A 20,203-nucleotide genomic window follows, 5' to 3' on the forward strand; every position below is an offset into this window, starting at 1 on the left:
TCGTGTACCGGGCATGTCCGACGCGTCCCTGCCGGTCTCTCAGGCAGGTGCAGGCGAGTAGGTCTTCCTGAGTGCGACCTTGACCACCTTGCCGCTCGCGTTGCGCGGGAGGGCGTCGACGACGACCAATTCCTTGGGGTGCTTGAACCGCGCGAGATGGTCGCCGAGCCACACGAGAAGTTCGTCGAGAGTCAGGTCGGGGGTGTCGGGGGAATCGTGCAGTGCGACCACCGCGACGGGCACCTCGCCCCACTTGTCGTCGGGTCGGCCGATCACTGCGGCCTCGAGGATTCGGGGGTGGGAGAACAGGACGTTCTCGACTTCGGCGCAGTAGATGTTCTCACCGCCGGAGATGATCATGTCCTTCTTGCGGTCGACGACGAACACGAAGCCTTCCTCGTCCTGGCGTACGAGGTCGCCGGAGTGGAACCAGCCGCCGTGGAACGCGTCCGCGGTCGCGTCGGGGTTCTCCCAGTATTCGCGCATCAATGTGGGCCCTCGATAGACGATTTCGCCGATCTCGCCCTGCGCCACGTCGTTCATGTCGTCGTCGACGACGCGTGCTGCGACGGTCGGGACGACGCGTCCTACCGAGCCGAGTTTGCGAAGGGCGTCGACGCCGTCGAGCACACAGGTGATGGGCGACATCTCGGTCTGCCCGAACACCGCGACGTTCATCGCACCCGGGAACGTGTCCGACATCGCGCGCAGAACGGTGTCCGATGCCGGGGCGGCGCCCCAGGAAATGACCCGCAGGGCAAGCTCTCTCGGGTTGGCCGCCTGCTCGGCGCACATCGCCTGCCACTGCACGGGAACGAGAAAGAGGTTGGTGACACGTTCGGCGGCGAGTACGTCGAGCAGGGTGCCCGGATCGAATGCCCCGACCGGGTGGACGACGGTGGGAATCCCGAGCAGCAGGCTCGGCGCGAGGCTGCCGAGTGCGGCGATGTGGAACATCGGTGAGGCGCAGAAGCCGACCTCGTCGGTGGCGCTCATCTGCAGTGCCCGGACACAGGTGAACGCCTGCGCCTGCATGTTCGCGTGTGTGAGTACCGCGCCCTTGGGCCTTCCGGTGGTGCCCGAGGTGTACATGATCAGTGCCGGGGCGTCGTCCGGCACGTCGACGGGGTCCGCCGGTTCGGCGGTGGACAGCAGCGCCTCGTACGCGTCTCCGGCGACGATGATTCCGGTCAGTGAATCGCTTTGCGCTACAACTGCTTCGGCCAGTGGAGCGAGGGTCTCGTCGGAGATCACCAGGGACGAGCCGCTGTTCTGCGCGAGAAACGTCACTTCCGGCGGAGTCATCCGGAAGTTCACCGGGACGGCGAGTGCGCCGAGCGCGTTGATCGCCAGGACCGCCTCGAGATATTCGGGGCGGTTGAGCATCACGATCAATACCCGGTCACCGAATCCGATTCCGCGGCTCTGCAGCGCGCCCGCGAGCCGCGCGACGCGGTCGTCGAGTTCGCGCCAGCCGATCGATCGCCCCTGAAACCGAAGCGCCACTGCCTCGGGCTGCATGAGGGCGTGCCGTCGAACGTGGTTGTTCCAGTTGTTTCGGTTGGACAATCCGGGTTCGTTGGGGTGAGCGGCCATCGCCGGTTCCTCTCGTCAGCCGTATGAGCGGGGGATCGAATGTGATGCAGCTTACAGACTGCGGGCCGCTTTGTCCGGGACTCTGTTGACTGCATTTCAGCAGGTCAATGACGTATTAAGTTTGTGATCATTCGCATCGATCCCGCTACTATGAGCACTCGAGACGACCGGCGAGGTGAGGCGATGAGCGAGACGAGTGCCACGGAGCCGAGGCGTCGGCCACGGAATCGGAAGTCGCAGATTCTGGTGGCCGCGGCCGAGGCATTCAGCGAGCGCGGCTATCACCCCGTCGGAATCGAGGACATCGCTGCCACCGTCGGTATTTCCGGGCCCGCGCTGTACCGGCACTTCCCGACCAAATACTCACTGTTCGTCGACACCGTCATGCGGATGACCGACTCCTTGGTCGCGGCAACGGATCCGGCCGTCATCGATCCGGTCGTCGACGATGTGGAGGATCCACAGTCCCGGATCGACGCGGTCATCGGTGCCATCATCGCCACCACCATCGACAATCGCCGCACCGGTGGGTTGTATCGATGGGAGGGGCGCTATCTCGTCGGTTCGGACCGCGAATACCTACGGCGAGCGTTGCGCACGGTGCACGAGCGAGTGACGGTGCCGTTGCGACAGCTTCGCCCCGATCTGTCCGAGGCGGACGCCGCTCTGCTGGCCACGGCGTCGATCAGTGTGGTCGCCAGCATCACCGCGCATCGATCGGCATTGTCGGCCAAGCAGATCGAGGAGTCGATGCTCGCTGCCGCACGGTCGGTCCTGCGGACCGAACTTCCGCAGCAGGGCAGCGAATCGCCCCACCGCGACTGTGTGCTCGAGCATGCATCGAAACGGGAAGAGCTGCTGCACCATTCGATTCGGCTGTTCTATCTGCACGGGTACCACGAGGTGGGCCTCGACGACATCGGCGCAGCAGCGTCCATCACCGCCTCGAGCGTGTACCGCTACTTCCCCAGCAAGGCCGAGCTGCTCGAGGCCGCGTTGCATCGTGCCAACGCCCAGCTCACCGACACCCTCGCCGGCGCGCTGGAGCAGTCGAACTGCCCGGTCGACGCGGTGCGGACCTTCGCCAGGCTGTACACCGAATTGACCTTCCGGCAGGGCGAACTGGTGGCCGTGTACTTCGCCGAGATCGGAAATCTACCGGCCGATCGGCGCGCGACACTGCGCCGGATTCAGCGCCACAACGTCGACGGCTGGGCGCAGCTGCTGCGTGAGGCCCGGCCGAACACGAGCGTGGTGGTCTCACGATTTCTGATCCACGCCGCTCTCGGGTTGGTCTTCGACGTGGGTCGGACGGTGCGGTTCGAGCGGTCCGACCGAACAATGGCCCGGGTGCAGCAGACGATGACGGCGGTACTTCTGGGATGAACCCTCCGCGTTCAGGCCGGAGTCGGCACAGCGGAGTACGGGCATGCTTCGGTGCCCAGATCTCGGGGGCGGTAGCCGACAGGATAGCCGGGGTAGGTCCTGTTCGACGCGTCGGCGGTGGCCCGAGATCGCGTTCGCTTGGGTAGGAACCGCTCGACGCGGGCCCTGGCGCGCAGAGCCCGCACGGCCACCCGCTCGACCGTCGGTGAGCCTGCAGGGAACCCGAAGGCACCGGCCATCCGGTCGTCCAACAGTGCGAACACTCCCTGCTTCACTGCGGGGGTCAGCGCAGCGGGGTACCAGGAGCAGTACAGATCCAGGGTGTACGTGCCGATCCGACGATTGTCCTCGGTGAAGCGGAACGTCCGCTCCTCGTAGTCGAGCTTGAACTGCGCGAACTCGGTGTACGACTCGGGAATGTTCTTGATTCCCATTCGCTTTCCCACTTCGCGGTAGAAGTGGAACGTCGCGAGTCGTTCCTTGGGGTGCAGGCGACGCCATCCGTAGGTGTCGATCCATTCGATCGGCTCGTAGACGAACGTCGTCAACACGTAGAGCATGTCGTCGTTGGAGATGTCGTACTGCCCGTGCATTCGGTTGACCGTCCGAAGCGATTCACGTCCCCGGTCGGAGTCGTATCCGTGCTCGAGCAGTTCGGCCATCAGTAGCGAGGTGTCGTCGTAGCGCTTCTGGGGGCGGTTCTCGAATTCGCCGGTCTCGGCCAACAGCGCCGAGATGGTCGGCACGCAGTAGGTACGGAACAGCGCGAACTCGAGTGAACGCTGGTAGTCCCACGGGAACTCGTAGCCGGCCGTGATGCGGTGGATGGTGTGACAATCCCGCACCGGGTCGAGTTCCTCGATGCGTCGAAGCCAGCCGAAGCGCCCCTTCTTCGGCGTGATGTCCATGGTCAGCCTCTTCCGTGCCGAAGCTTCAGTGCCAGCACGGAGAGCTTCATGTTTCGCGCTTTGCGCTTCATCGTCAGCAGATTGATCGGAGCTGCGAAACTCTGCACGGTCAACGATTTGACGGTGCTGAACTCGCGCAGGCCGTCGGCCCCATGGATGCGGCCGAATCCCGAGTCGCCCGTGCCGCCGAACGGCAGCGCCGGAACGCCGGCGAATCCGAGGACCGAATTGACCGTCACGACACCACAATCGAGCTTCTCGGCGGCGCGTCTGCCCACTGCTCCGTCCTGGGTGAACACCGATGCGCCGAGTCCGTACTTGGACGCGTTGGCCCGCTCGATGGCCTCGTCGAGATCGCGAACCTTGTTGACCACCACGGTCGGACCGAAGGTCTCCTCGGTGATCGCCGTCGAATCCTCGGGTACGTCGGTGAGAACCACCGGGTCGATGTACGGCCCGTGCAGCGACTCGAGGCCGCCGACGACGGCCTTGCCGCCCTTGGCGAGAGCGTCCTCGATCTGGCCTCGCACGATCTCGCTCTGTTTGCCCAGTGTCATCGGGCCGTAGGACGAGGTCTTCGTTCCGCCGGGCTTCAGCGCTTTCACCGCGGCGGTGAATTCACCGACGAACCGGTCGTACACCGGAGCCGCGACGTAGATGCGTTCGACGCCTGCGCAGGTCTGCCCGGCGTTGCCCATCGCCCCGAACGTCGCGAATTCCACTGCGGCAGTGATGTCCGCGTCTGCGTCGACGAGCATCGCGTCCTTGCCGCCGCACTCGGCGACGAGTGGGGTCAGCGACTTCGCGCAGGTTGCCATGACCTTCTTGGCGGTGGCAGTGGAGCCGGTGAACGCGATCTTGTCCACGCCGGATTCGACGAGGGCGGTACCGGTGGATCCGTCGCCGGTGATGGTCTGGAACACCGGGTGCGGAGCGGCCAGTGACTGCCACTTCTCGGCCAACCAGGTGCCGACGCCCGGCGTCAGTTCGCTCGGTTTGAACACGACGGTGTTGCCTGCGGCGAGGGCGTACGCGATGGAACCCATCGGTGTGTAGAGCGGGTAGTTCCAGGGGCCGATGACTCCGACGACGCCGAACGGTCGGTATCCGACGTAGGCCTTCTGGTTCACCGCGAGCAGGCCCGATCCGACCTTGCGCTGCCGCAGAATCTTCTCGGCGTTGCGGGCCGCCCAGTCCAGGTGTTCGACGCCGAGCATGACCTCGAGCAGCGAGTCCTCGTCGGGCTTGCCGGTTTCGGCGGCGATGACGGCGGCGAGGCTCGGGGCGTCCCTGGCGATGGCGGACTTGAATTCCAGCAGCCATCGTTTGCGTCCGACGAAGCCCTGTACGTCCCACCAGCGTGCGGCCGACCGGGCTCGAGCGACGGCGATGTCGACCTCTGCGGGGCCCGCGATCGGATACGTGGCGAGTGCGACACCCGTTCGGGGATCGAGGCTTTCGAAGCTGCTCTCGGTCGTTCGTTCGATCTGGTCCGTCATGGGCTCTATCCTCCAGCGGATCGCATCACATATATTTGATGTGATTCAATGTTGTCCAGGACACACTATGCGTCGTGTCCGGTTGCGACAACCCCCGCTGCCTCGACGTGCAGGAGCAATTCATGAGCATCGATCTCACTCGGGAACAGACCGCCTTCGCGCAGGCGGTTGCGTCGTTCTGCGCGAAAGAGGCCGGCACCAGGGCGCAGCGGGACGCGCTCACCGAGCACGGCGCGCACAGTCACAACCAGGCGCTCTACGACAAGATGGCCGAGCTGGGCTGGTTGGGCGCGATCATCTCCGAGGAGCACGGCGGAGCGGGCGGCAGCACCGTCGATCTGTGCATTCTGCTCGAAGAGTCCGCGAAGGCCATGGCTCCCATCGGCGGCATCGGTCCCACCTTGATCACCGGTGCGGCCTACGAGAAGTTCGGCACCCCGGCGCAGAAGGACACAGTTCTCGGTGGCATCGTCGCCGGCCGAAGCTACTCGATCTCCATGTCCGAGCCCGAAGCCGGCTCTGATGTGGGAAATCTGACCTGCCGCGCCGAGAAGACCGACTCCGGCTGGCTGATCAACGGCCAGAAGACCTGGTGCTCGAATGCGCATTTCGCCGATCGGATCCTGCTCGTCGCACGTACGGGCAGAGAAGGTGGCAAGCACGAGGGTCTGACGATGTTCGACGTCCCGGCCGATATCGAGGGCCTGAACATCGTCGGCATCGACACGATGGGTGGCAAGGAAGTCAACGACCTCTACTTCACCGACTGTGCACTGCCCGAGGACGCGGTGGTCGGAGTGGAAGGTCAAGGATGGTCGCAGCTGATGACCGGCCTGAACATCGAGCGCCTGATCCTGGCGGCGATGATGCTCGGCACTGCGCAACGAGCGTTCGACGACACACTCGACTTCGTCACCCAGCGAAAGCAATTCGGTAGGCCCGTCGGGACGTTCCAGGCACTGCGACATCGCATCGCCGATCTGGCGACCGAGATCGAATGCGGACGGCTGCTGGTCTACCACGTGGCTCGGTTGGTCGACGAGAACCCGACGAAGCTGTTCCCGCGAGAAGCCTCGATGGCCAAGCTCAAGCTCACCGAGACCGCGAAGAAGGTGGCCCTCGAGGGCATGCAGATGATGGGCGGCTACGGTTACGCCACCGAATTCGACATGGAAAAGCATGTGCGGACGACTCTCGTGTCCTCGATCTACGGCGGTACCAACGAGATTCAGCGTGACATCATCGGCAAGACGTACGGACTCTAGGCAGTCGTGCTGCATCGCCGCCCGCAGCTCTCGGAGGACGTCGCCGCAAGTATTCGCCAGCAGATCGTCACGGGCGTACTGACACCGGGCACCTTCGTGCGCATCGACGATACGGCGGGCGAGCTCGGGGTCAGTGCCACTCCCGTGCGAGAAGCATTGGTGGCGTTGCGCGGTGAAGGTCTGGTGGAACTGGTGCCGCGTCGGGGCTACCGGGTCAACGAGTTGACCGAACGCGACATCGAGGACATCTTCTGGTTGCAGGGCACGATCGCGGCAGCGTTGGCCCGCCGCGCCGCGCAGCACATCACGAACGAACAGATCGAGGCGCTTCGCGCCGTGAACGATCGATTGCGTGACGCCGTGGCCCGATCCGACTTCGAATCGGTGGAGTCCTGCGAGTTCGAATTCCACAGGTACATCAACAGATTCGCCGGAGGAACCAAGCTGGCCTGGTTTCTCCTCGGTGCCGTGAGATACACACCCTCGCGGCTGTACGCGTCGAACAGGCAATGGGGTGAGCACGCGGTCCGCCATCACGAACAGTTGATCGAGGCATTCCGGCGGCGCGACGTCGAGCTCGTCGGTGACCTGACGTGCCGGCACTTCCTCTCCGGAGCCGAGCTGGTGACCCGGCTAACGGGGTGATGCGGCCAGTAACAGCTCGGCGCAGCGGACGACCACGGCCTCCTCGTCCATCTCGAGTTCGCCGCCGAGCCACGCAGTGAGCACCTGAGCGAATCCGCCGACGACGAAATAGGTTGTCAGATCGAGATCGTGGTCTCCGGTCGTGCCGTAGAACTCGGTGGCCTGAGTGGCGAGCAGACGGGCGAACATCTTCGTCGACTCGGCCCGTTTCGCCACCACGATGTCGCCGACCGCAGTGGCGGAGAACATGAGGAACCCACGGCGGGGGTCGTCCGCGACTGCGCGCACGATCGCACGAATTCCGGCGTGGACCCGTTCTCGGGCGTCCCTCGGTGCTGCGGCGACCGCGTCGAGTGCGATGGCTGCGACCTCCTCGACGACGTGGTCGTACACGGCCTCCATGAGCGCACTCCGGTCCGCGAAACTCTCGTAGAAGTAGCGGCTCGCGACGCCGGCCCGGCGGCACACCCCTCGAACCGTCAAGTCGGGCTTGGCAGTTCCGAGCAGATCGAGTCCGGTCTCGATGAGGATGCGTCGACGGTCGGCGACTCGGGCCGAACCGTCCACGCCGCCGTAGGTACGGGGTGAATCGGGCATGAACACATCTTGACACCGCTCGGCACCCGCGCCTAGCTTGATCTGAACACGCACGTACTCAGATTGCCGACAGGGGAGGGCTCGACTGCGTCATGACTGTCGACAACGACCTTCTACGCAAGTCCATGACCGGCTTCGGCCTGCTCGCCGGTTCGGCGAACGTCATCATGCAACTCGGGCATCCCGCCGTCGGATACGGGGTTTTCGAAAGCCGCGTGGAATCCGGGCAGATCAACCGGCACCCGATCAAGCGCACCCGAACGACGTTGTCCTACCTGGCGGTCGCGGGTATGGGAGACGATCGGACCAAGGCCGCGTACCGGAAGGCGACCAACAGATCTCATGCCGCCGTGCGCTCGACGGCGGGCAGTCCGGTGGAGTACAACGCCTTCGACCCGAACCTGCAGCTGTGGGTCGCGGCGTGCCTCTACCGAGGGTTCGAGGATGTGTATGTCGCCTTGTACGGGCCGCTCGATCCGGACGACGCGGAAGAGATGTACCGGTCGTCTCACGTACTCGGATCGACATTGCAGATGCCGCCCGAGATGTGGCCCACCGATCGAGCGGCGTTCGAGAAGTACTGGGAAGCAGCACTGGACGACATTTACATCGACCCGACGATCCGGCGCTACCTGCACGGCATCGCCTCGGCAACGTTCGCCCGACCCGCAGTGCTGCACCCGTTGATCGGGCCGTTCTTCCGTTTCGTGACCACGGGATTCTTGCCCCAGCGTTTCCGAGACGAGATGGAACTGCCGTGGGATCCGGTCAAGCAGAGACGGTTTGCGCTTGTTCTGCGCAGCGCGTCCCTGCTCAACCGGATGTTGCCGCCCGCCGTTCGTGCACTCCCGTTCAACCTTCTGCTGCACGACGTCCGGCGACGGATGCGCTCGGGCCGGGCGCTGGTCTAGCTCGAGGCCTCAGCTGAGGTGGTGCGGCTGCGGGTGCGACTTGTGCCCCTCGTCCGATCCCTCGTTGTCCTGATGACCGTTCACCGTGCCCTGCACGCCCGTCCCCGCCGGAACCATCGAGATGATCACCGACTTCGAGGTGGGGCAATTGCTCTGCAGCGCAGTCGAGTCCAAGGGAATCAGTGGATTGGTCTCCGGGTAGTACGCGGCAGCCGATCCCCGAGGGGTGTCGTACTCGACGATGCGGAACGACGGCGCGCATCGTTCCACGTCGTCGTCGTCCCACTTGGTGATCAGATCGACCATGTCACCGTCGCGATAGCCGAGAGACGAGATGTCCTCGCGGTGCACGAAGATGACGCGGCGGCCGTTCTCGATACCGCGGTACCGATCGCTCAGGCCGTAGATGGTCGTGTTGAACTGATCGTGGCTACGCAGGGTCTGCAGTATCAGGTGGCCCGGCGGAACCTGCAGCACGTCGATCGGCGAGACCGCGAATTCGCCTCGACCGCTCTTGGTTTCGAAGGTCCGACTGTCGCGCGGTGGGTGCGGAAGGACGAAACCGCCGGGGCGTCGAACATTGACCTCGTAGCCCTCGCACCCGGCGACGACGCGGGAGATGTGCTTGCGGATGTTGCGGTAGTCGTCGCGGAAACCCTTCCAGTCCAGGCCGTACCGATCCCCGAGCGTGGCCTCGGCGATTCCGCTGACGATGGCGACCTCGGAACGAAGGAACTCGCTCGCGGGCTTGAGCGGTCCTCGAGAGGAGTGCACCGAGCAGGTGGAGTCCTCGACCGAGATCCACTGCTCGCCACTGGCTTGCACATCCTTCTCGGTGCGGCCCAGGGTCGGCAGGATCAGTGCGGTGTCGCCACACACCAGGTGCGAGCGGTTGATCTTGGTGGAGATCTGCACCGTCATCCGCATCGACCGAAGGGCCAGGAAGGTGATGTCGCTGTCCGGGGTGGCCTGGACGAAGTTGCCGCCGAGACCGAGGAAGAAGTGCGCCTTGCCGTCACGCATGGCTCGAATGGAATCGACGGTATCGAGACCGTGTTCGCGAGGTGGCTCGAAATCGAACTCCTGCGCCATGGCGTCGAGGAAGGCCACCGGCGGGCGCTCCCAGATTCCCATCGTGCGGTCGCCCTGCACGTTGGAGTGACCGCGGACCGGAAGCAGTCCGGCACCTGCCTTACCGATGTTGCCCTGGGCGAACGCGAGATTGGTGACTTCCTTGATGGTCGCGACGGCATTGCGGTGCTGCGTCAGGCCCATGGCCCAGCAGAAGACAGTGCCCTTGGAGTCGCGCAGCATCTCGGCGGCCGCGGTGATCTGCGCTACCGACAACCCGGTCACCTCGGTGACGAGATCCCAGTCGACCTCTGCGACATGTGCCTTCCACGCGTCGAAACCGACGGTGTAGTTGTCGAGGAACTCGTGATCGAGTGCGTCCCACTCGACCAGCAGCGAGCCGATGGCCTGGAACAGGGCGAGATCGCCGTTGAGCTTGATCGGAAGGTGCAGATCCGACAGGTCCGTTCCCGGTCCCACCATGCCGCGCGGAGTCTGCGGGTTCTTGAAGTTCAGCAAACCCGCTTCGCGAAGCGGGTTGATGGACAGAATCTTTGCGCCGTTCTGCTTCGCCAGCTCGAGGGCGGAGAGCATGCGCGGGTGGTTGGTGCCGGGATTCTGACCGGCGAGGATGATCAGTTCGGCGTTGTGGACGTCGTCGAGCGTGACGCTGGCCTTGCCGATACCGATGGACTCCTGCAGCGCGATGGACGTCGACTCGTGACACATGTTGGAGCAGTCGGGCATGTTGTTGGTGCCGAATGCCCTGGCGAACAGTTGGTAGGTGAACGCGGACTCGTTGGAGGCGCGGCCCGAGGTGTAGAAGATGGCTTCGTCCGGGCTGCCAAGTGACTTCAGCTCGTCGCCGATCAGGCGGAACGCGTCGTCCCACTCGATCGGTTCGTAGTGCGTGCCGCCGGGCCGCTTGATCATCGGATGCGTGATCCGGCCCTGCTGGCCGAGCCAGTGCTCGGTGTGACCGTCGAGCTCGGCAATGCTGTGCTGCGCGAAGAACTCCGGGGTTGCCCGGGTCGTCGTCGCCTCCTCGGCAACGGCCTTGGCTCCGTTCTCGCAGAACTCCGCTGCGTGCCGATGGCCCGGATCCGGGTCCGGCCACGCGCAGCTCATGCAGTCGAAACCCTCGGCCTGGTTCAGCTTGAGGAGCGTCTGCGCGGTGCGCTTGGGCCCCATGTGCCCGAGTGCTCGCTTCATCGACACCGCGACAGCGGTGGCACCTGCGGCATGGGTCTTCGGCTTCTCGATATCGAGCTCGGCCTCGTCGACGTCGCTGTCGGTGCGTCTCATGCGGGTCCCTTCGTTGCGTTACCCCCGCACTCGACCATAGCCTTCGGCTCAGCCGGCGAGGAGTTCGGTCACCAGATCCACGTACTGCTGCTTCGCCGAATCCTGGCTCGTGCCTTCGAGCTTCGCCCAGGCATCGAACTTCGCACGGTTCACCATGTCCAGTCGTCCCGGCCGCTTACCCGAGACGTCACCGATCGAACCCTGCTTGTAGAGCGAGTACAGGCGCAGGAGGTCGTCGTTGCTCGGCTTGGACGTGAGCTTCTTGACGTCCACCTGCGCGTCGGCGAACGACTGGTCGAGATCGGACATGGGAGAACTCCTTCTGCTAGAGGTGGTGCCATCCTTGCACGGCAGCATCGGAAACAAGCCGAATGCAGTGCGCCACGAGGGCTTCGCCGGTGACGGCGAGCGTGCCGTCGAGACAGCCGATGAACAGGGCAGTCAGCGCCCCGACGGTTCCGACGGCGATCAGCTGTCGGTCGGCGGAGTCGGGCAGTTGGGCGTGCACCAGTTCGACGAAGCCCGGCAGCAGGTCGAGTCCGCGTCGGCTGAGCGCAGGCTCGGCCAACGGTGCGATGAGCAGAACCCGTCCCGTTCGTGGTTCGTCGATGATCAGTTCGACGAATGCACGCACGGGCGCGGCGATGGTGTCCTCGGGGGTGGTTGCCGTCGCGACGGCGTCGATCAACGTCTTCTGGGCTCTCGATCCCACCCAGGCGTACACGGCCCGGACGAACGCGTCGCGATCGGAGAAGCTCTCGTAGAAGTACCGCTCGGTCAGCCCGGCGGTACGGCAGACGGCTCGCACGTTCACTGCCGGTCCGTCGGGCGCGCCGAGGAGCTCGACCCCTGCGGCGAGCAGTGCGTCGTACCGCTTGGATCTGCGTTCCTCCAACTGTTGACTACGCATGTTGTCAACTCTAGTGTGACAACATGCGTAGTCAGTCCGATCGACCCGTTCCGCTCGGTCCCGACTCACTCACCTGGAAGTACTTCGGCGACTGGCGGGGCATGCTGCAGGGCATCTGGGCAGGGTCGATGCAGAACATGCATCCAGGGCTCGGAGCCGGGGTGGAGCAGCACTCGACGTTCTTCGACGAGCGCTGGCAGCGCCTGTATCGATCGTTGTACCCCATCGGCGGCGTCGTGTTCGATGGCGATCGGGCCGAGGAGACCGCACTGCAGGTCCGCGGATATCACACGAACATCAAGGGAATCGACGCCAAGGGCCGCAAATACCACGCGCTCGATCCCGACACCTTCTACTGGGCACACGCCACCTTCTTCATGGGCACCGTGCTCACTGCAGACCACTTCATGGGCGGCCTGACCGAGGAGCAGAAGGTCACTCTGTTCGAAGAGCATGTGCAGTGGTACCAGCTCTACGGCATGAGCATGCGGCCGGTACCCGCAACCTGGCCCGAGTTCCAGAAGTATTGGGATCACATGTGCCGAAACGTTTTGGAAGACAACATGGCTGCCCGAGGTGTGCTCGACCTGTCGAAGCTGGGACCACCGCCCTACGCATCCTGGCTGCCCGAACGAGTGTGGGCGGCGCTCAGGCGACCGGTGGCGAGGCTGTTCGTCTGGATCACCGTCGGGCTCTACGACCGGCCGGTGCGTGAGCTGCTCGGCTACAGCTGGTCCGCTCGGGACGAGAGGCGTTTCGCGCTGTTCGGTAAGGCGGTGAACCTCGTGTTCGGGTTGGTGCCGCCGCGACGACGACTGCACCCGCGCGGCCGCGCCGGATGGGACCGCGTCACGGGTCGGATCGGGAGAACGGCACCACTGGTGCACACGCCGGCGCGGAATCTGCCGCCGGTGGAACGTCGTTCGGACCCCTCGCACTACAGCCCGAATGTGTAGAACCACCGGCCGTGGGTACATGGCAGTTCATGTACAACTCCAGAACCGGATCCGGTAAGCCGCTGGTCCTCGTGCACGGTCTCGGTTCCTCGCACCGCAACTGGGACCCCATCGTCCCCGCCCTGGCCGCGCATCGAGAGGTCATTGCCCTCGATCTGCCCGGATTCGGGCAGACTCCGCCTCTGTCGGAGGTGTCGATCGAGACGCTCACCGATGCGTTGCGTGCGTACCTCGACGACGAGGGACTGTCCGACGCAGACCTCGTCGGTAGTTCGATGGGCGCGCGCATGGTCGTCGAGCTCGGTCGCCGCGGCCACCGCGGTTCGATGGTGGCACTCGATCCCGGTGGGTTCTGGAACGACCGCCAGGTCAAGATCTTCGGAGCCACGATCACCGCGTCGCTGGCCCTGATGAAGAACGTGCAGCCACTGGTGCCGTTCCTGGCCGGCAACCCGGTGACCAGAACGGCTGCGCTGGCTCAGTTCTCGGCTGCGCCGTGGAAGCTGCCGAGTGGATTGGTCGAGCGGGAGCTCAAAGGCTTCTCCACCAAGACATCACCCTCGCTGGACGCCGCACGTAAAGCCTTGATCAACGGGCCCAAGCAGATCGGTGCGCCGAAGGGGACGTTGCAGGGGTCGCTGCTCATCGGCTGGGGTCGCCAGGACAAGGTAACGCTGCCCAGCCAGGCGAAGGTGGCGCTGGAGCGATTCCCCGACGCCACCCTGCACTGGTTCGAGAAATGCGGACACTTCCCGCACTGGGATCAGCCGACCGAGACCGCGCGGGTCATCCTGCGGGCGACCGGTCGCTAGCTTCCACTCACAAGGCTCAGCCGTTCCACCACGGCCGCAGGGGAACGTTCGCCTGACCCTTCGGCCCGAGTTTGACCGCCAGAACCTGGTGCAGCTGAACCACATTGCGCTCGAATCCCAACCGGGAGCCGGCCATGTACAGGCCCCAGACGCGGGCTGTTCCCTCACCGGCCTCGGCGACGCACGCATCCCAGTTCTCGACGAGGTTCCGGCACCATCCGGCGAGGGTCAGCGCGTAGTGCTCGCGCAGGTTCTCCTCGTGCCGGACCTCGAGCCCGACGTCCTGGATCTCGGTGATGATGCGGCCCGAGCCGGTGAGCTCGCCGTCGGGGAAGACGTAGCGGTCGATGAAACTGCCTGCCTTGGCATGCGCGCGATTGTCCGGCCGGGTGATCGAGTGATTGAGCAGTCGGCCTCCGTCCCGCAGCTTGGACTGGATGAACGCGAAGTACGACGGGTAGTTGTGCACGCCGATGTGCTCGGTCAGTCCGATGGACGAGACGGCATCGAAATTCGTTTCGGGCACGTCGCGATAGTCGGAGAAGCGCACCTCGGCGAGGTCGGAGAGGCCCTCGTCGGCGATGGCCTTCTGTGCCCACGACGCCTGCTCCTGAGAGAGCGTCACGCCGATGACCTTGACGCCCCTGCGCGCGGCGTAGCGCACCATCGAGCCCCAACCGCAGCCGATGTCGAGCAGACGATCACCCGGCTTCAGTCCGAGCTTGTCGAACACCAGACGGTACTTGTTCTCCTGCGCCGCTTCCAACGATTGATCTGCGCTCTCGAACGCCGCACAGGTGTAGGTCATCGAGGGGCCGAGCACCATCTCGTAGAAGGCATTGGACACGTCGTAGTGGTGGTGGATCGCTTCTGCATCCCGAGTCTTGGAGTGGCGCAGACCTTCCGCGATGCGACGCCACCGCGGAATCGCCTCCTGAGGCGGGGGAGCGATGGGCCGCAACACATCCCAGCCGAGCGAACGGGCGATCGACGTCAGTGTCATCGCCGAGGGGCGACGGAAGTGCAGTTCGTCTCCCATCAGTGCCAGCAACTCGTAGGGATCGCCCGGATGAACGCCCGTTGCTTCCAGATCACCCGAGACGTACGCGCGCGCCATGCCGAGATCGCCGGGAGCGGTTGCGAGATAAGTGGTTCCGCGAGGGCTCTTGAGGTTGAGGCCGATTCTCGCGTCCTCGGGTCCTGCGGTGCTGCCGTCGTATGCGGTGAAACGCAGTGGGATGTTGCCGTCGGAGATCAGTTCCAGAATCTCGGAGATCTTGAGCTTCTGGGCACCGCTCACCGTGCGATTGCCGGAGTCCTTGAACGTCGTCATCTGCGTTGCACCGCCTTCGAGTACAAATCCAACAATCGGGATTCGGGATCGTATTTCTTCTTGAGCTGTGTGTATCTCTCGCCGCCGTACAGCACGGCGAATTCATCCTGGGTGTAGTAAGCATCCGAGTACAGCGATTTATGCCCGTCGAAATCGGTCACCTTCTTCTCGATGGCGCGGTTCGCGGCACCCTCGGGTTCGCCTGCAACGATCGGGACCGACGACCAGAAGCCGATGTTGACGTACGTGCGTTTGGGCTCGAGTGGATACAGCGGCCACGGCCGGGCCGGATTCGCACCTGGCGCGGCAGGCTCGCGAAGACGCAACGGGCACAACCACAACGGCTCGATCGGGATGTTGTCGAGGAACCACGCCACGAAGCCGGCGGTGTGTTCGATCGGAACCTCGACGTCCTGCACGACGCGTTCGCGTGGCGGATTTCCCTTGCGCTTCTCGAGTCGATCGGCAATGTCGTACTTGCGATCGAAGCCGATGAGCTTCCAGTAGAAACTACTGCGCCGGTACTTGCGTGGCCAGAAGCGTCTAATTCTCGGGTTCTGTGTTCCGAAGGCTCGGGAGCACCAGAACCAATCGGTGTCCCAGCGCCACAGGTAGTCGTGAACGGTGAGGCGGTCGGTCTTCGGTGTGTCCGACGCGTGCTGGATCGAGCGATAGAAGATGTCGGCACCGGTGTAGTCGCTGACCGGCCCCGGTTCGTCGGTCTGAACGCCGAGGGTGAGGTAGCTTTCGTCGGCGCTGAACACCACACCGTCGAGGTACTGAACCTCGATGCCGTCGTACTCACGTTGTTCGACGATGGTGTCCATCGTGGACTGGAGGGTGTCGAGATCGTGAAATCTCAGGTGGCGCAACGCGACATACGGCAGCACGGGTTCGAGCTGAATCCGCAGTCGAGTGGAGTAGCCCAAGGTGCCGTACGAGTTGGGAAAGCCCCAGTAGAGATCCGAGTGTTCGCCCTCCGGTGTTGCGGTGACGATCTCGCCGCTGCCGGTGAGTACGTCGATCTCGAGCACCGATTCGTGGGGAAGTCCACTACGAAACGACGTCGACTCGATACCGAGTCCGGTGACGGCTCCACCGAGGGTGATCGTCTTGAGCTGCGGGACGACGAGTGGCGCGAGACCGTAGGGAAGCGTCGCGTCGACCAGGTCCTCGTACGTGCACATGCCGGCGACATCGGCTGTGCGCGAGTCGGGATCGACGGAGATGACCTTGCTCAGGCCCGACACGTCGAGCCCCGGGGTGGTGGTGGTCGTCCTGGCCCGGAACAGGTTGGACGTCTTCTTCGCCAGACGCACCGTCGCATCGGTCGGAATTGCGCGGTAGCTGCGAAGCAGCTGCTCGACACCCGACCGGTGCGCTGCGTAACCGCTCTCCCTCGGTTCTGGCCGTCGTCCGAGGAGAGCATTCACTGAAGCCACATTCAGACGCTATATCTCGTACCGCACGGTATCCACCGGCATCGGCGTCCGACCGGTGAAACTTCACGCAACTGTTGCCGAATCCGGGTGAGGAATCGGAGTAAATCGGACAAATGGTTGCGTCATGCATGTGGTTTGCGCCTCCAGAATTGTTCTGTGAAGCGCATCACACATGAGTCGGCGCGATGTCGAACGTGGTCCCGGAGAGAGGCAGGATGGATACACATCCCGTCCGCTAGAGAAGGAGTACGTCTTCGTGGCTCAGGTCAGTGCATCCAGTTCCGCCACCATCGCTGCCACACCGGATCGGGTGCTCGCCGCGCTCGCCGACTACGAGACGGTGCGCCCACGCATCCTGCCCGAGCAGTACCGCGACTACGAGGTGGTCCAGGGCGGGCAAGGAGACGGAACCGTGGCCACGTGGACCTTGCAGGCCACCGAGAAGCGAGTGCGCAACGTGGCCGCGACCGTCACCGTCGCCGGGTCGACCATCACCGAACGCGACGCCAATTCCTCCATGGTCACCACCTGGTCGGTCGCCCCGGAAGGCGCAGGCACCACGGTCACCGCGACGACCGAATGGAAGGGTGCAGGCGGAATCGGCGGATTCTTCGAGAAGACCTTCGCACCTCTCGGACTGAAGAAGATCCAGGCCGCGACGCTGGAGAACCTGCGTCGCGAGTTGATCTAGACCCGCTCGAAGTCGGGAGCCTGGATGAGCGCCAGAGTCCCGACCACGACGGTGCGCATCGACCACAGGAACATCCCGTCGGGCCCACGGTCGACCGTGTCGTAGGCCCCGGGCAGGGTGTCGAGGTCGGTGCGCGCCGCGATCGCGTCGTCGTACTCACGATCGCGTCGGGCATCGTTGTAGACCATCTCCGCCAAGGCCAGAGCGTGCTCGACGACGGTGATGACGGCCCAGGTCGCCTGCTTCGGAGTGAGGGCGTAGCGCAGTCGGTAGCGCGTCTGGACGGCGTCGGCCATACGAAGAGCATCGATCGAGCTGGGAGTCAGGCCGATCAGATACTCCGCGATCCCGGGGTTGGAGTGAACCAACTCGCGCATCGCGGATGCGAGTGCAAGCAACGCGTCGTGCATCGATTCGTCGTCGGCGGGGAGTGGCGGGGACCAGCGGCGCAGAATCTCCTCCGCCACGAGGGCCTTGAGGGCGCAGAGATCGTCGATGTTGTTGTAGATCGCGACGATCGAGACGCCCAGGCTCTCGGCCACCGACTTCACCGACACCTTGGGCAGAGTCAGCGCAATACCGGCCTCGGCCATGCTCGCCGGTGTCACGCGTCGCACGCGAGGGGAACGGCTTCCCTCGGGGCTCGTCGCTGCACGCATTCGAATATGGTAGGCGTCTCAGTTGTGAAGCATCCTCAGCTGTGTGGCGCGGCACCCGTGAACTGCCGTGCGACTACGCTGGGGTTCGACCCACGCGAGAGGACGGCACAGTGCAACCCGGTGAACAGCCCGACATGGCATCGATCCTGCAGCAGGCCCAGCAGATGCAGCAGCAGTTGATGGCGGCGCAGGCCGAGATCGCGGAAACCGAAGTGACCGGCCAGGCGGGCGGCGGACTCGTCGTTGCCACCGTCAAGGGAACCGGGGAGGTGGTCGGCCTGACCATCGATCCGAAGGTCGTCGATCCCGACGACGTCGAGACTCTGCAGGATCTGGTGATCGGTGCGATCGCCGATGCGTCGAAGGCAGCTCAGAACGTAGCGAGCGAGAAGCTCGGCCCTCTCGCCGGTGGTCTCGGCGGCGGCTCACTCGGACTACCCGGCTTCTAGGCGAGAAGAGTGTACGAAGGTCCGGTTCAGGATCTGATCGACGAACTCGGCAAGTTCCCCGGGGTCGGTCCGAAAAGCGCTCAGCGCATAGCCTTTCACCTCCTCGGCGTCGAACCTCCCGAGGTGGACCGGTTGATGCGCGCGCTGCAACGCATTCGTGACGGTGTGCAGTTCTGCGTCGTGTGCGGCACGGTCTCGGACAAGGAACTGTGCCGAATCTGCTCGGACTCGCGGCGTGACCGATCCATGATCTGCGTCGTCGAAGAGCCCAAAGATGTTCAGGCCGTGGAACGTACGCGAGAGTTCAAGGGCCGCTACCACGTGCTCGGTGGGGCGCTCGATCCACTGAACGGTGTGGGACCGGATCAGCTGCGTATCCGAGAGTTGTTGACTCGCGTGGGAACTCAGGACGACGGTGTCGACGTCACCGAGGTCATCATCGCCACCGACCCCAACACCGAGGGCGAAGCAACGGCCACGTACCTGGTGCGCATGATGCGTGATTTCCCCGGCCTGGCGATTACCCGCCTCGCCTCCGGCCTGCCCATGGGCGGAGACCTTGAATTTGCCGATGAACTGACGCTGGGACGGGCGCTGACCGGACGTCGGCGTATGTGAGTGCCTGCGGCAGTGGTGCGGTTAAGTGCCCTGGGTGGCACCTACTCGCACCACTGCGCGCAGCGCACCTGTCGGACCCTTGATGCATCATCCCGCCATGGAAAACGACGGTGTCCGGATACCGCAGTCTGTTCTCGATGCTCAGCACGGGCTGGTGACCTCAGTTCAGCTCAGCGCATGGGGGTTCACTCCGAAGGCCATCCGCCACCGCGTCGAGACCGGCCAATGGCTGCGAGTGTTTCGGAACGTCATCTGTGTGACGAATGGTCCACTCAACCGGGAGATGGAGTTGCAGGCCGCACTGCTCTACGGAGGCGGCCGCGCGATACTGAGTCACAACACCGCCGCGCACCAGTGGGGGATGCTGCGAGAGTCCGCCGGGCCAATCCATCTGACTGTGCCGCGCGCGTGCTCTGCCATCAGTCAACCGCCGACGATGCGTCACGTGCTGATTCGGCCGACATCGCTGAGCAACGCACGTATCCATCCAGGTGTTGTGGTGCATCGTTCGTTGGCCATCGAACACATCGGTGTCGACACCGATCCGCGTCGGACGAGCAAAGAAGACACAGTCTTGGACTTGGCTGTGTCCGCTCCGACGGCGCACGAGGGGGCAGCTGCTTTCGTCTCGGCAATGACGAACGGGCGAGTCTCGGTCTCGGCGATGCGTCGAAAAATCGAACAGCGGCGGCCAAGGCGGTACAAGAAGATCCTGCTCGACGCCCTGACACTTCTGGCGGGTGGCGTCCAGTCCGTTCTAGAGTTTCGGTACGCAACCGATGTCGAGCAGGCACACGGGCTGCCTTCCGGGGCCCGTCAAGCACCCCATCACGTTGGTGATCGGGTGCTGTTCGAGGATGTCGAATATTCGGAAGGTGGTCTTATCGTTCGCCTCGACGGTCAGCAATTCCACTCCGCAAGGAATGTCAGATTTCGAGACCGGCTGCGAGACAACGCTGCCGAGCTCAGCGATCGCCCTCGGCTGGTCTATGGGTGGCAGGAGGTGTCCACCGACCCGTGTGGGGTATACCGCGAGGTCCGTGACGTTTTGGTGCGGGAGGGCTGGACGGATGCGTCGTACCCGTGCGAGAAGTGCTGCGCAGTGGTGCGGTTGAGTGCCACCCAAGGCACTTGACCGCACCACTGCCGC

20 protein-coding genes are annotated in these 20,203 nt (G+C 64.3%); 10 read left to right on the plus strand and 10 right to left on the minus strand.

Going from position 1 to position 20,203, the window contains the following annotated elements; genetic code table 11:
• Nucleotides 1–39: 39 nt before the first annotated feature.
• Nucleotides 40–1,596: a fatty-acid--CoA ligase FadD5 gene (fadD5, locus tag NY08_RS19920; protein ID WP_045198312.1), complete on the minus strand. Its 1,557-nt coding sequence runs from the start codon at nt 1,594–1,596 to the stop codon at nt 40–42.
• A 183-nt stretch (nt 1,597–1,779) separates the two neighbouring features.
• Between fadD5 and NY08_RS19925 the strand changes: the two genes are divergently transcribed.
• Nucleotides 1,780–2,982 carry a TetR/AcrR family transcriptional regulator gene (locus NY08_RS19925; protein ID WP_082074060.1) on the plus strand — a complete coding sequence of 401 codons (1,203 nt, stop codon included), beginning with the start codon at nt 1,780–1,782 and terminating at the stop codon, nt 2,980–2,982.
• 11 nt (nt 2,983–2,993) lie between these two features.
• Here NY08_RS19925 and NY08_RS19930 read toward each other — a convergent pair whose 3' ends face one another.
• Both NY08_RS19930 and NY08_RS19935 read right to left on the minus strand, forming a co-directional pair.
• Nucleotides 2,994–3,890: an oxygenase MpaB family protein gene (locus tag NY08_RS19930; protein ID WP_045198318.1), complete on the minus strand. Its 897-nt coding sequence runs from the start codon at nt 3,888–3,890 to the stop codon at nt 2,994–2,996.
• A gap of 2 nt (nt 3,891–3,892) precedes the next feature.
• Nucleotides 3,893–5,389: an aldehyde dehydrogenase family protein gene (locus NY08_RS19935; RefSeq protein WP_045198323.1), complete on the minus strand. Its 1,497-nt coding sequence runs from the start codon at nt 5,387–5,389 to the stop codon at nt 3,893–3,895.
• Nucleotides 5,390–5,511: 122 nt separating this feature from the next.
• Between NY08_RS19935 and NY08_RS19940 the strand changes: the two genes are divergently transcribed.
• Both NY08_RS19940 and NY08_RS19945 read left to right on the plus strand, forming a co-directional pair.
• Nucleotides 5,512–6,654 carry an acyl-CoA dehydrogenase family protein gene (locus tag NY08_RS19940; RefSeq protein ID WP_045200832.1) on the plus strand — a complete coding sequence of 381 codons (1,143 nt, stop codon included), beginning with the start codon at nt 5,512–5,514 and terminating at the stop codon, nt 6,652–6,654.
• Between the two features lie 6 nt (nt 6,655–6,660).
• Nucleotides 6,661–7,299: a GntR family transcriptional regulator gene (locus NY08_RS19945; RefSeq protein WP_032395300.1), complete on the plus strand. Its 639-nt coding sequence runs from the start codon at nt 6,661–6,663 to the stop codon at nt 7,297–7,299.
• Here NY08_RS19945 and NY08_RS19950 read toward each other — a convergent pair.
• Entirely contained in the window at nt 7,288–7,896 is a 609-nt protein-coding gene (locus tag NY08_RS19950) for a TetR/AcrR family transcriptional regulator (RefSeq protein WP_045200834.1), read from the minus strand. The two genes, NY08_RS19945 and NY08_RS19950, sit on opposite strands and share 12 nt — an antisense overlap.
• Nucleotides 7,897–7,988: 92 nt before the next feature.
• Here NY08_RS19950 and NY08_RS19955 point away from each other — a divergent pair, with 92 nt between their 5' ends.
• Nucleotides 7,989–8,807: an oxygenase MpaB family protein gene (locus NY08_RS19955; RefSeq protein ID WP_045198324.1), complete on the plus strand. Its 819-nt coding sequence runs from the start codon at nt 7,989–7,991 to the stop codon at nt 8,805–8,807.
• A 9-nt stretch (nt 8,808–8,816) separates the two neighbouring features.
• Here NY08_RS19955 and NY08_RS19960 read toward each other — a convergent pair whose 3' ends face one another.
• From NY08_RS19960 to NY08_RS19970, 3 genes are read right to left on the minus strand one after another with little or no spacing between them, the layout of a single operon-like run.
• Nucleotides 8,817–11,183, minus strand: a complete 2,367-nt coding sequence (locus NY08_RS19960) for an FdhF/YdeP family oxidoreductase (protein ID WP_045198326.1) — start codon at nt 11,181–11,183, stop codon at nt 8,817–8,819.
• 48 nt (nt 11,184–11,231) lie between these two features.
• Complete coding sequence (locus NY08_RS19965) at nt 11,232–11,492, minus strand: acyl-CoA-binding protein (protein WP_032395297.1); 261 nt, start codon at nt 11,490–11,492, stop codon at nt 11,232–11,234.
• A gap of 16 nt (nt 11,493–11,508) precedes the next feature.
• Nucleotides 11,509–12,093 carry a TetR/AcrR family transcriptional regulator gene (locus NY08_RS19970; RefSeq protein ID WP_045198328.1) on the minus strand — a complete coding sequence of 195 codons (585 nt, stop codon included), beginning with the start codon at nt 12,091–12,093 and terminating at the stop codon, nt 11,509–11,511.
• Between the two features lie 23 nt (nt 12,094–12,116).
• Between NY08_RS19970 and NY08_RS19975 the strand changes: the two genes are divergently transcribed.
• Together NY08_RS19975 and NY08_RS19980 are read left to right on the plus strand one after the other, a co-directional pair.
• Nucleotides 12,117–13,049 carry an oxygenase MpaB family protein gene (locus NY08_RS19975; protein ID WP_045198330.1) on the plus strand — a complete coding sequence of 311 codons (933 nt, stop codon included), beginning with the start codon at nt 12,117–12,119 and terminating at the stop codon, nt 13,047–13,049.
• Nucleotides 13,050–13,078: 29 nt separating this feature from the next.
• Entirely contained in the window at nt 13,079–13,861 is a 783-nt protein-coding gene (locus NY08_RS19980; protein ID WP_032395573.1) for an alpha/beta fold hydrolase, read from the plus strand.
• A gap of 16 nt (nt 13,862–13,877) precedes the next feature.
• On the opposite strand, the gene NY08_RS19985 is transcribed toward NY08_RS19980, so the two are convergent.
• Both NY08_RS19985 and NY08_RS19990 read right to left on the minus strand, forming a co-directional pair.
• Nucleotides 13,878–15,194, minus strand: coding sequence for a class I SAM-dependent methyltransferase (locus NY08_RS19985; RefSeq protein ID WP_045198332.1), 1,317 nt, complete (start codon nt 15,192–15,194; stop codon nt 13,878–13,880).
• Complete coding sequence (locus tag NY08_RS19990) at nt 15,191–16,636, minus strand: FAD-binding oxidoreductase (RefSeq protein ID WP_045198334.1); 1,446 nt, start codon at nt 16,634–16,636, stop codon at nt 15,191–15,193. Before NY08_RS19990 ends, NY08_RS19985 begins: the two co-directional genes overlap by 4 nt.
• Nucleotides 16,637–16,892: 256 nt before the next feature.
• Here NY08_RS19990 and NY08_RS19995 point away from each other — a divergent pair, with 256 nt between their 5' ends.
• Complete coding sequence (locus NY08_RS19995; RefSeq protein WP_045198335.1) at nt 16,893–17,327, plus strand: SRPBCC family protein; 435 nt, start codon at nt 16,893–16,895, stop codon at nt 17,325–17,327.
• Here NY08_RS19995 and NY08_RS20000 read toward each other — a convergent pair.
• Nucleotides 17,324–17,986 carry a hypothetical protein gene (locus NY08_RS20000; protein ID WP_235386976.1) on the minus strand — a complete coding sequence of 221 codons (663 nt, stop codon included), beginning with the start codon at nt 17,984–17,986 and terminating at the stop codon, nt 17,324–17,326. The genes NY08_RS19995 and NY08_RS20000 overlap by 4 nt on opposite strands.
• Before the next feature lie 110 nt (nt 17,987–18,096).
• Between NY08_RS20000 and NY08_RS20005 the strand changes: the two genes are divergently transcribed.
• The 3 genes from NY08_RS20005 to NY08_RS20015 all read left to right on the plus strand — a co-directional run bounded on the left by NY08_RS20005 (nt 18,097) and on the right by NY08_RS20015 (nt 20,188).
• Nucleotides 18,097–18,435: a YbaB/EbfC family nucleoid-associated protein gene (locus tag NY08_RS20005; protein WP_032395293.1), complete on the plus strand. Its 339-nt coding sequence runs from the start codon at nt 18,097–18,099 to the stop codon at nt 18,433–18,435.
• Nucleotides 18,436–18,444: 9 nt separating this feature from the next.
• Entirely contained in the window at nt 18,445–19,053 is a 609-nt protein-coding gene (gene recR / locus NY08_RS20010; RefSeq protein ID WP_045198346.1) for a recombination mediator RecR, read from the plus strand.
• A gap of 97 nt (nt 19,054–19,150) precedes the next feature.
• Nucleotides 19,151–20,188: a hypothetical protein gene (locus NY08_RS20015; protein WP_052683883.1), complete on the plus strand. Its 1,038-nt coding sequence runs from the start codon at nt 19,151–19,153 to the stop codon at nt 20,186–20,188.
• Nucleotides 20,189–20,203: the final 15 nt, after the last annotated feature.

This window comes from Rhodococcus sp. B7740 (assembly GCF_000954115.1).
Classification (GTDB): domain Bacteria; phylum Actinomycetota; class Actinomycetes; order Mycobacteriales; family Mycobacteriaceae; genus Rhodococcoides.

What these genes read in the sequence shown, in the direction of transcription:
- NY08_RS19975 (WP_045198330.1), top strand. Translation starts at nt 12,117, where the DNA reads ATGCGTAGTCAGTCCGATCGACCCGTTCCGCTCGGTCCCGACTCACTC.
- NY08_RS19965 (WP_032395297.1), bottom strand. Translation starts at nt 11,492, where the DNA reads ATGTCCGATCTCGACCAGTCGTTCGCCGACGCGCAGGTGGACGTCAAG.
- NY08_RS19985 (WP_045198332.1), bottom strand. Translation starts at nt 15,194, where the DNA reads ATGACGACGTTCAAGGACTCCGGCAATCGCACGGTGAGCGGTGCCCAG.
- NY08_RS19950 (WP_045200834.1), bottom strand. Translation starts at nt 7,896, where the DNA reads ATGCCCGATTCACCCCGTACCTACGGCGGCGTGGACGGTTCGGCCCGA.
- NY08_RS19980 (WP_032395573.1), top strand. Translation starts at nt 13,079, where the DNA reads ATGTACAACTCCAGAACCGGATCCGGTAAGCCGCTGGTCCTCGTGCAC.
- NY08_RS20015 (WP_052683883.1), top strand. Translation starts at nt 19,151, where the DNA reads ATGGAAAACGACGGTGTCCGGATACCGCAGTCTGTTCTCGATGCTCAG.
- NY08_RS19925 (WP_082074060.1), top strand. Translation starts at nt 1,780, where the DNA reads ATGAGCGAGACGAGTGCCACGGAGCCGAGGCGTCGGCCACGGAATCGG.
- NY08_RS19955 (WP_045198324.1), top strand. Translation starts at nt 7,989, where the DNA reads ATGACTGTCGACAACGACCTTCTACGCAAGTCCATGACCGGCTTCGGC.
- NY08_RS19940 (WP_045200832.1), top strand. Translation starts at nt 5,512, where the DNA reads ATGAGCATCGATCTCACTCGGGAACAGACCGCCTTCGCGCAGGCGGTT.
- NY08_RS19960 (WP_045198326.1), bottom strand. Translation starts at nt 11,183, where the DNA reads ATGAGACGCACCGACAGCGACGTCGACGAGGCCGAGCTCGATATCGAG.
- fadD5 (WP_045198312.1), bottom strand. Translation starts at nt 1,596, where the DNA reads ATGGCCGCTCACCCCAACGAACCCGGATTGTCCAACCGAAACAACTGG.
- NY08_RS19935 (WP_045198323.1), bottom strand. Translation starts at nt 5,389, where the DNA reads ATGACGGACCAGATCGAACGAACGACCGAGAGCAGCTTCGAAAGCCTC.
- NY08_RS19970 (WP_045198328.1), bottom strand. Translation starts at nt 12,093, where the DNA reads ATGCGTAGTCAACAGTTGGAGGAACGCAGATCCAAGCGGTACGACGCA.
- NY08_RS20000 (WP_235386976.1), bottom strand. Translation starts at nt 17,986, where the DNA reads ATGCGTGCAGCGACGAGCCCCGAGGGAAGCCGTTCCCCTCGCGTGCGA.
- NY08_RS19930 (WP_045198318.1), bottom strand. Translation starts at nt 3,890, where the DNA reads ATGGACATCACGCCGAAGAAGGGGCGCTTCGGCTGGCTTCGACGCATC.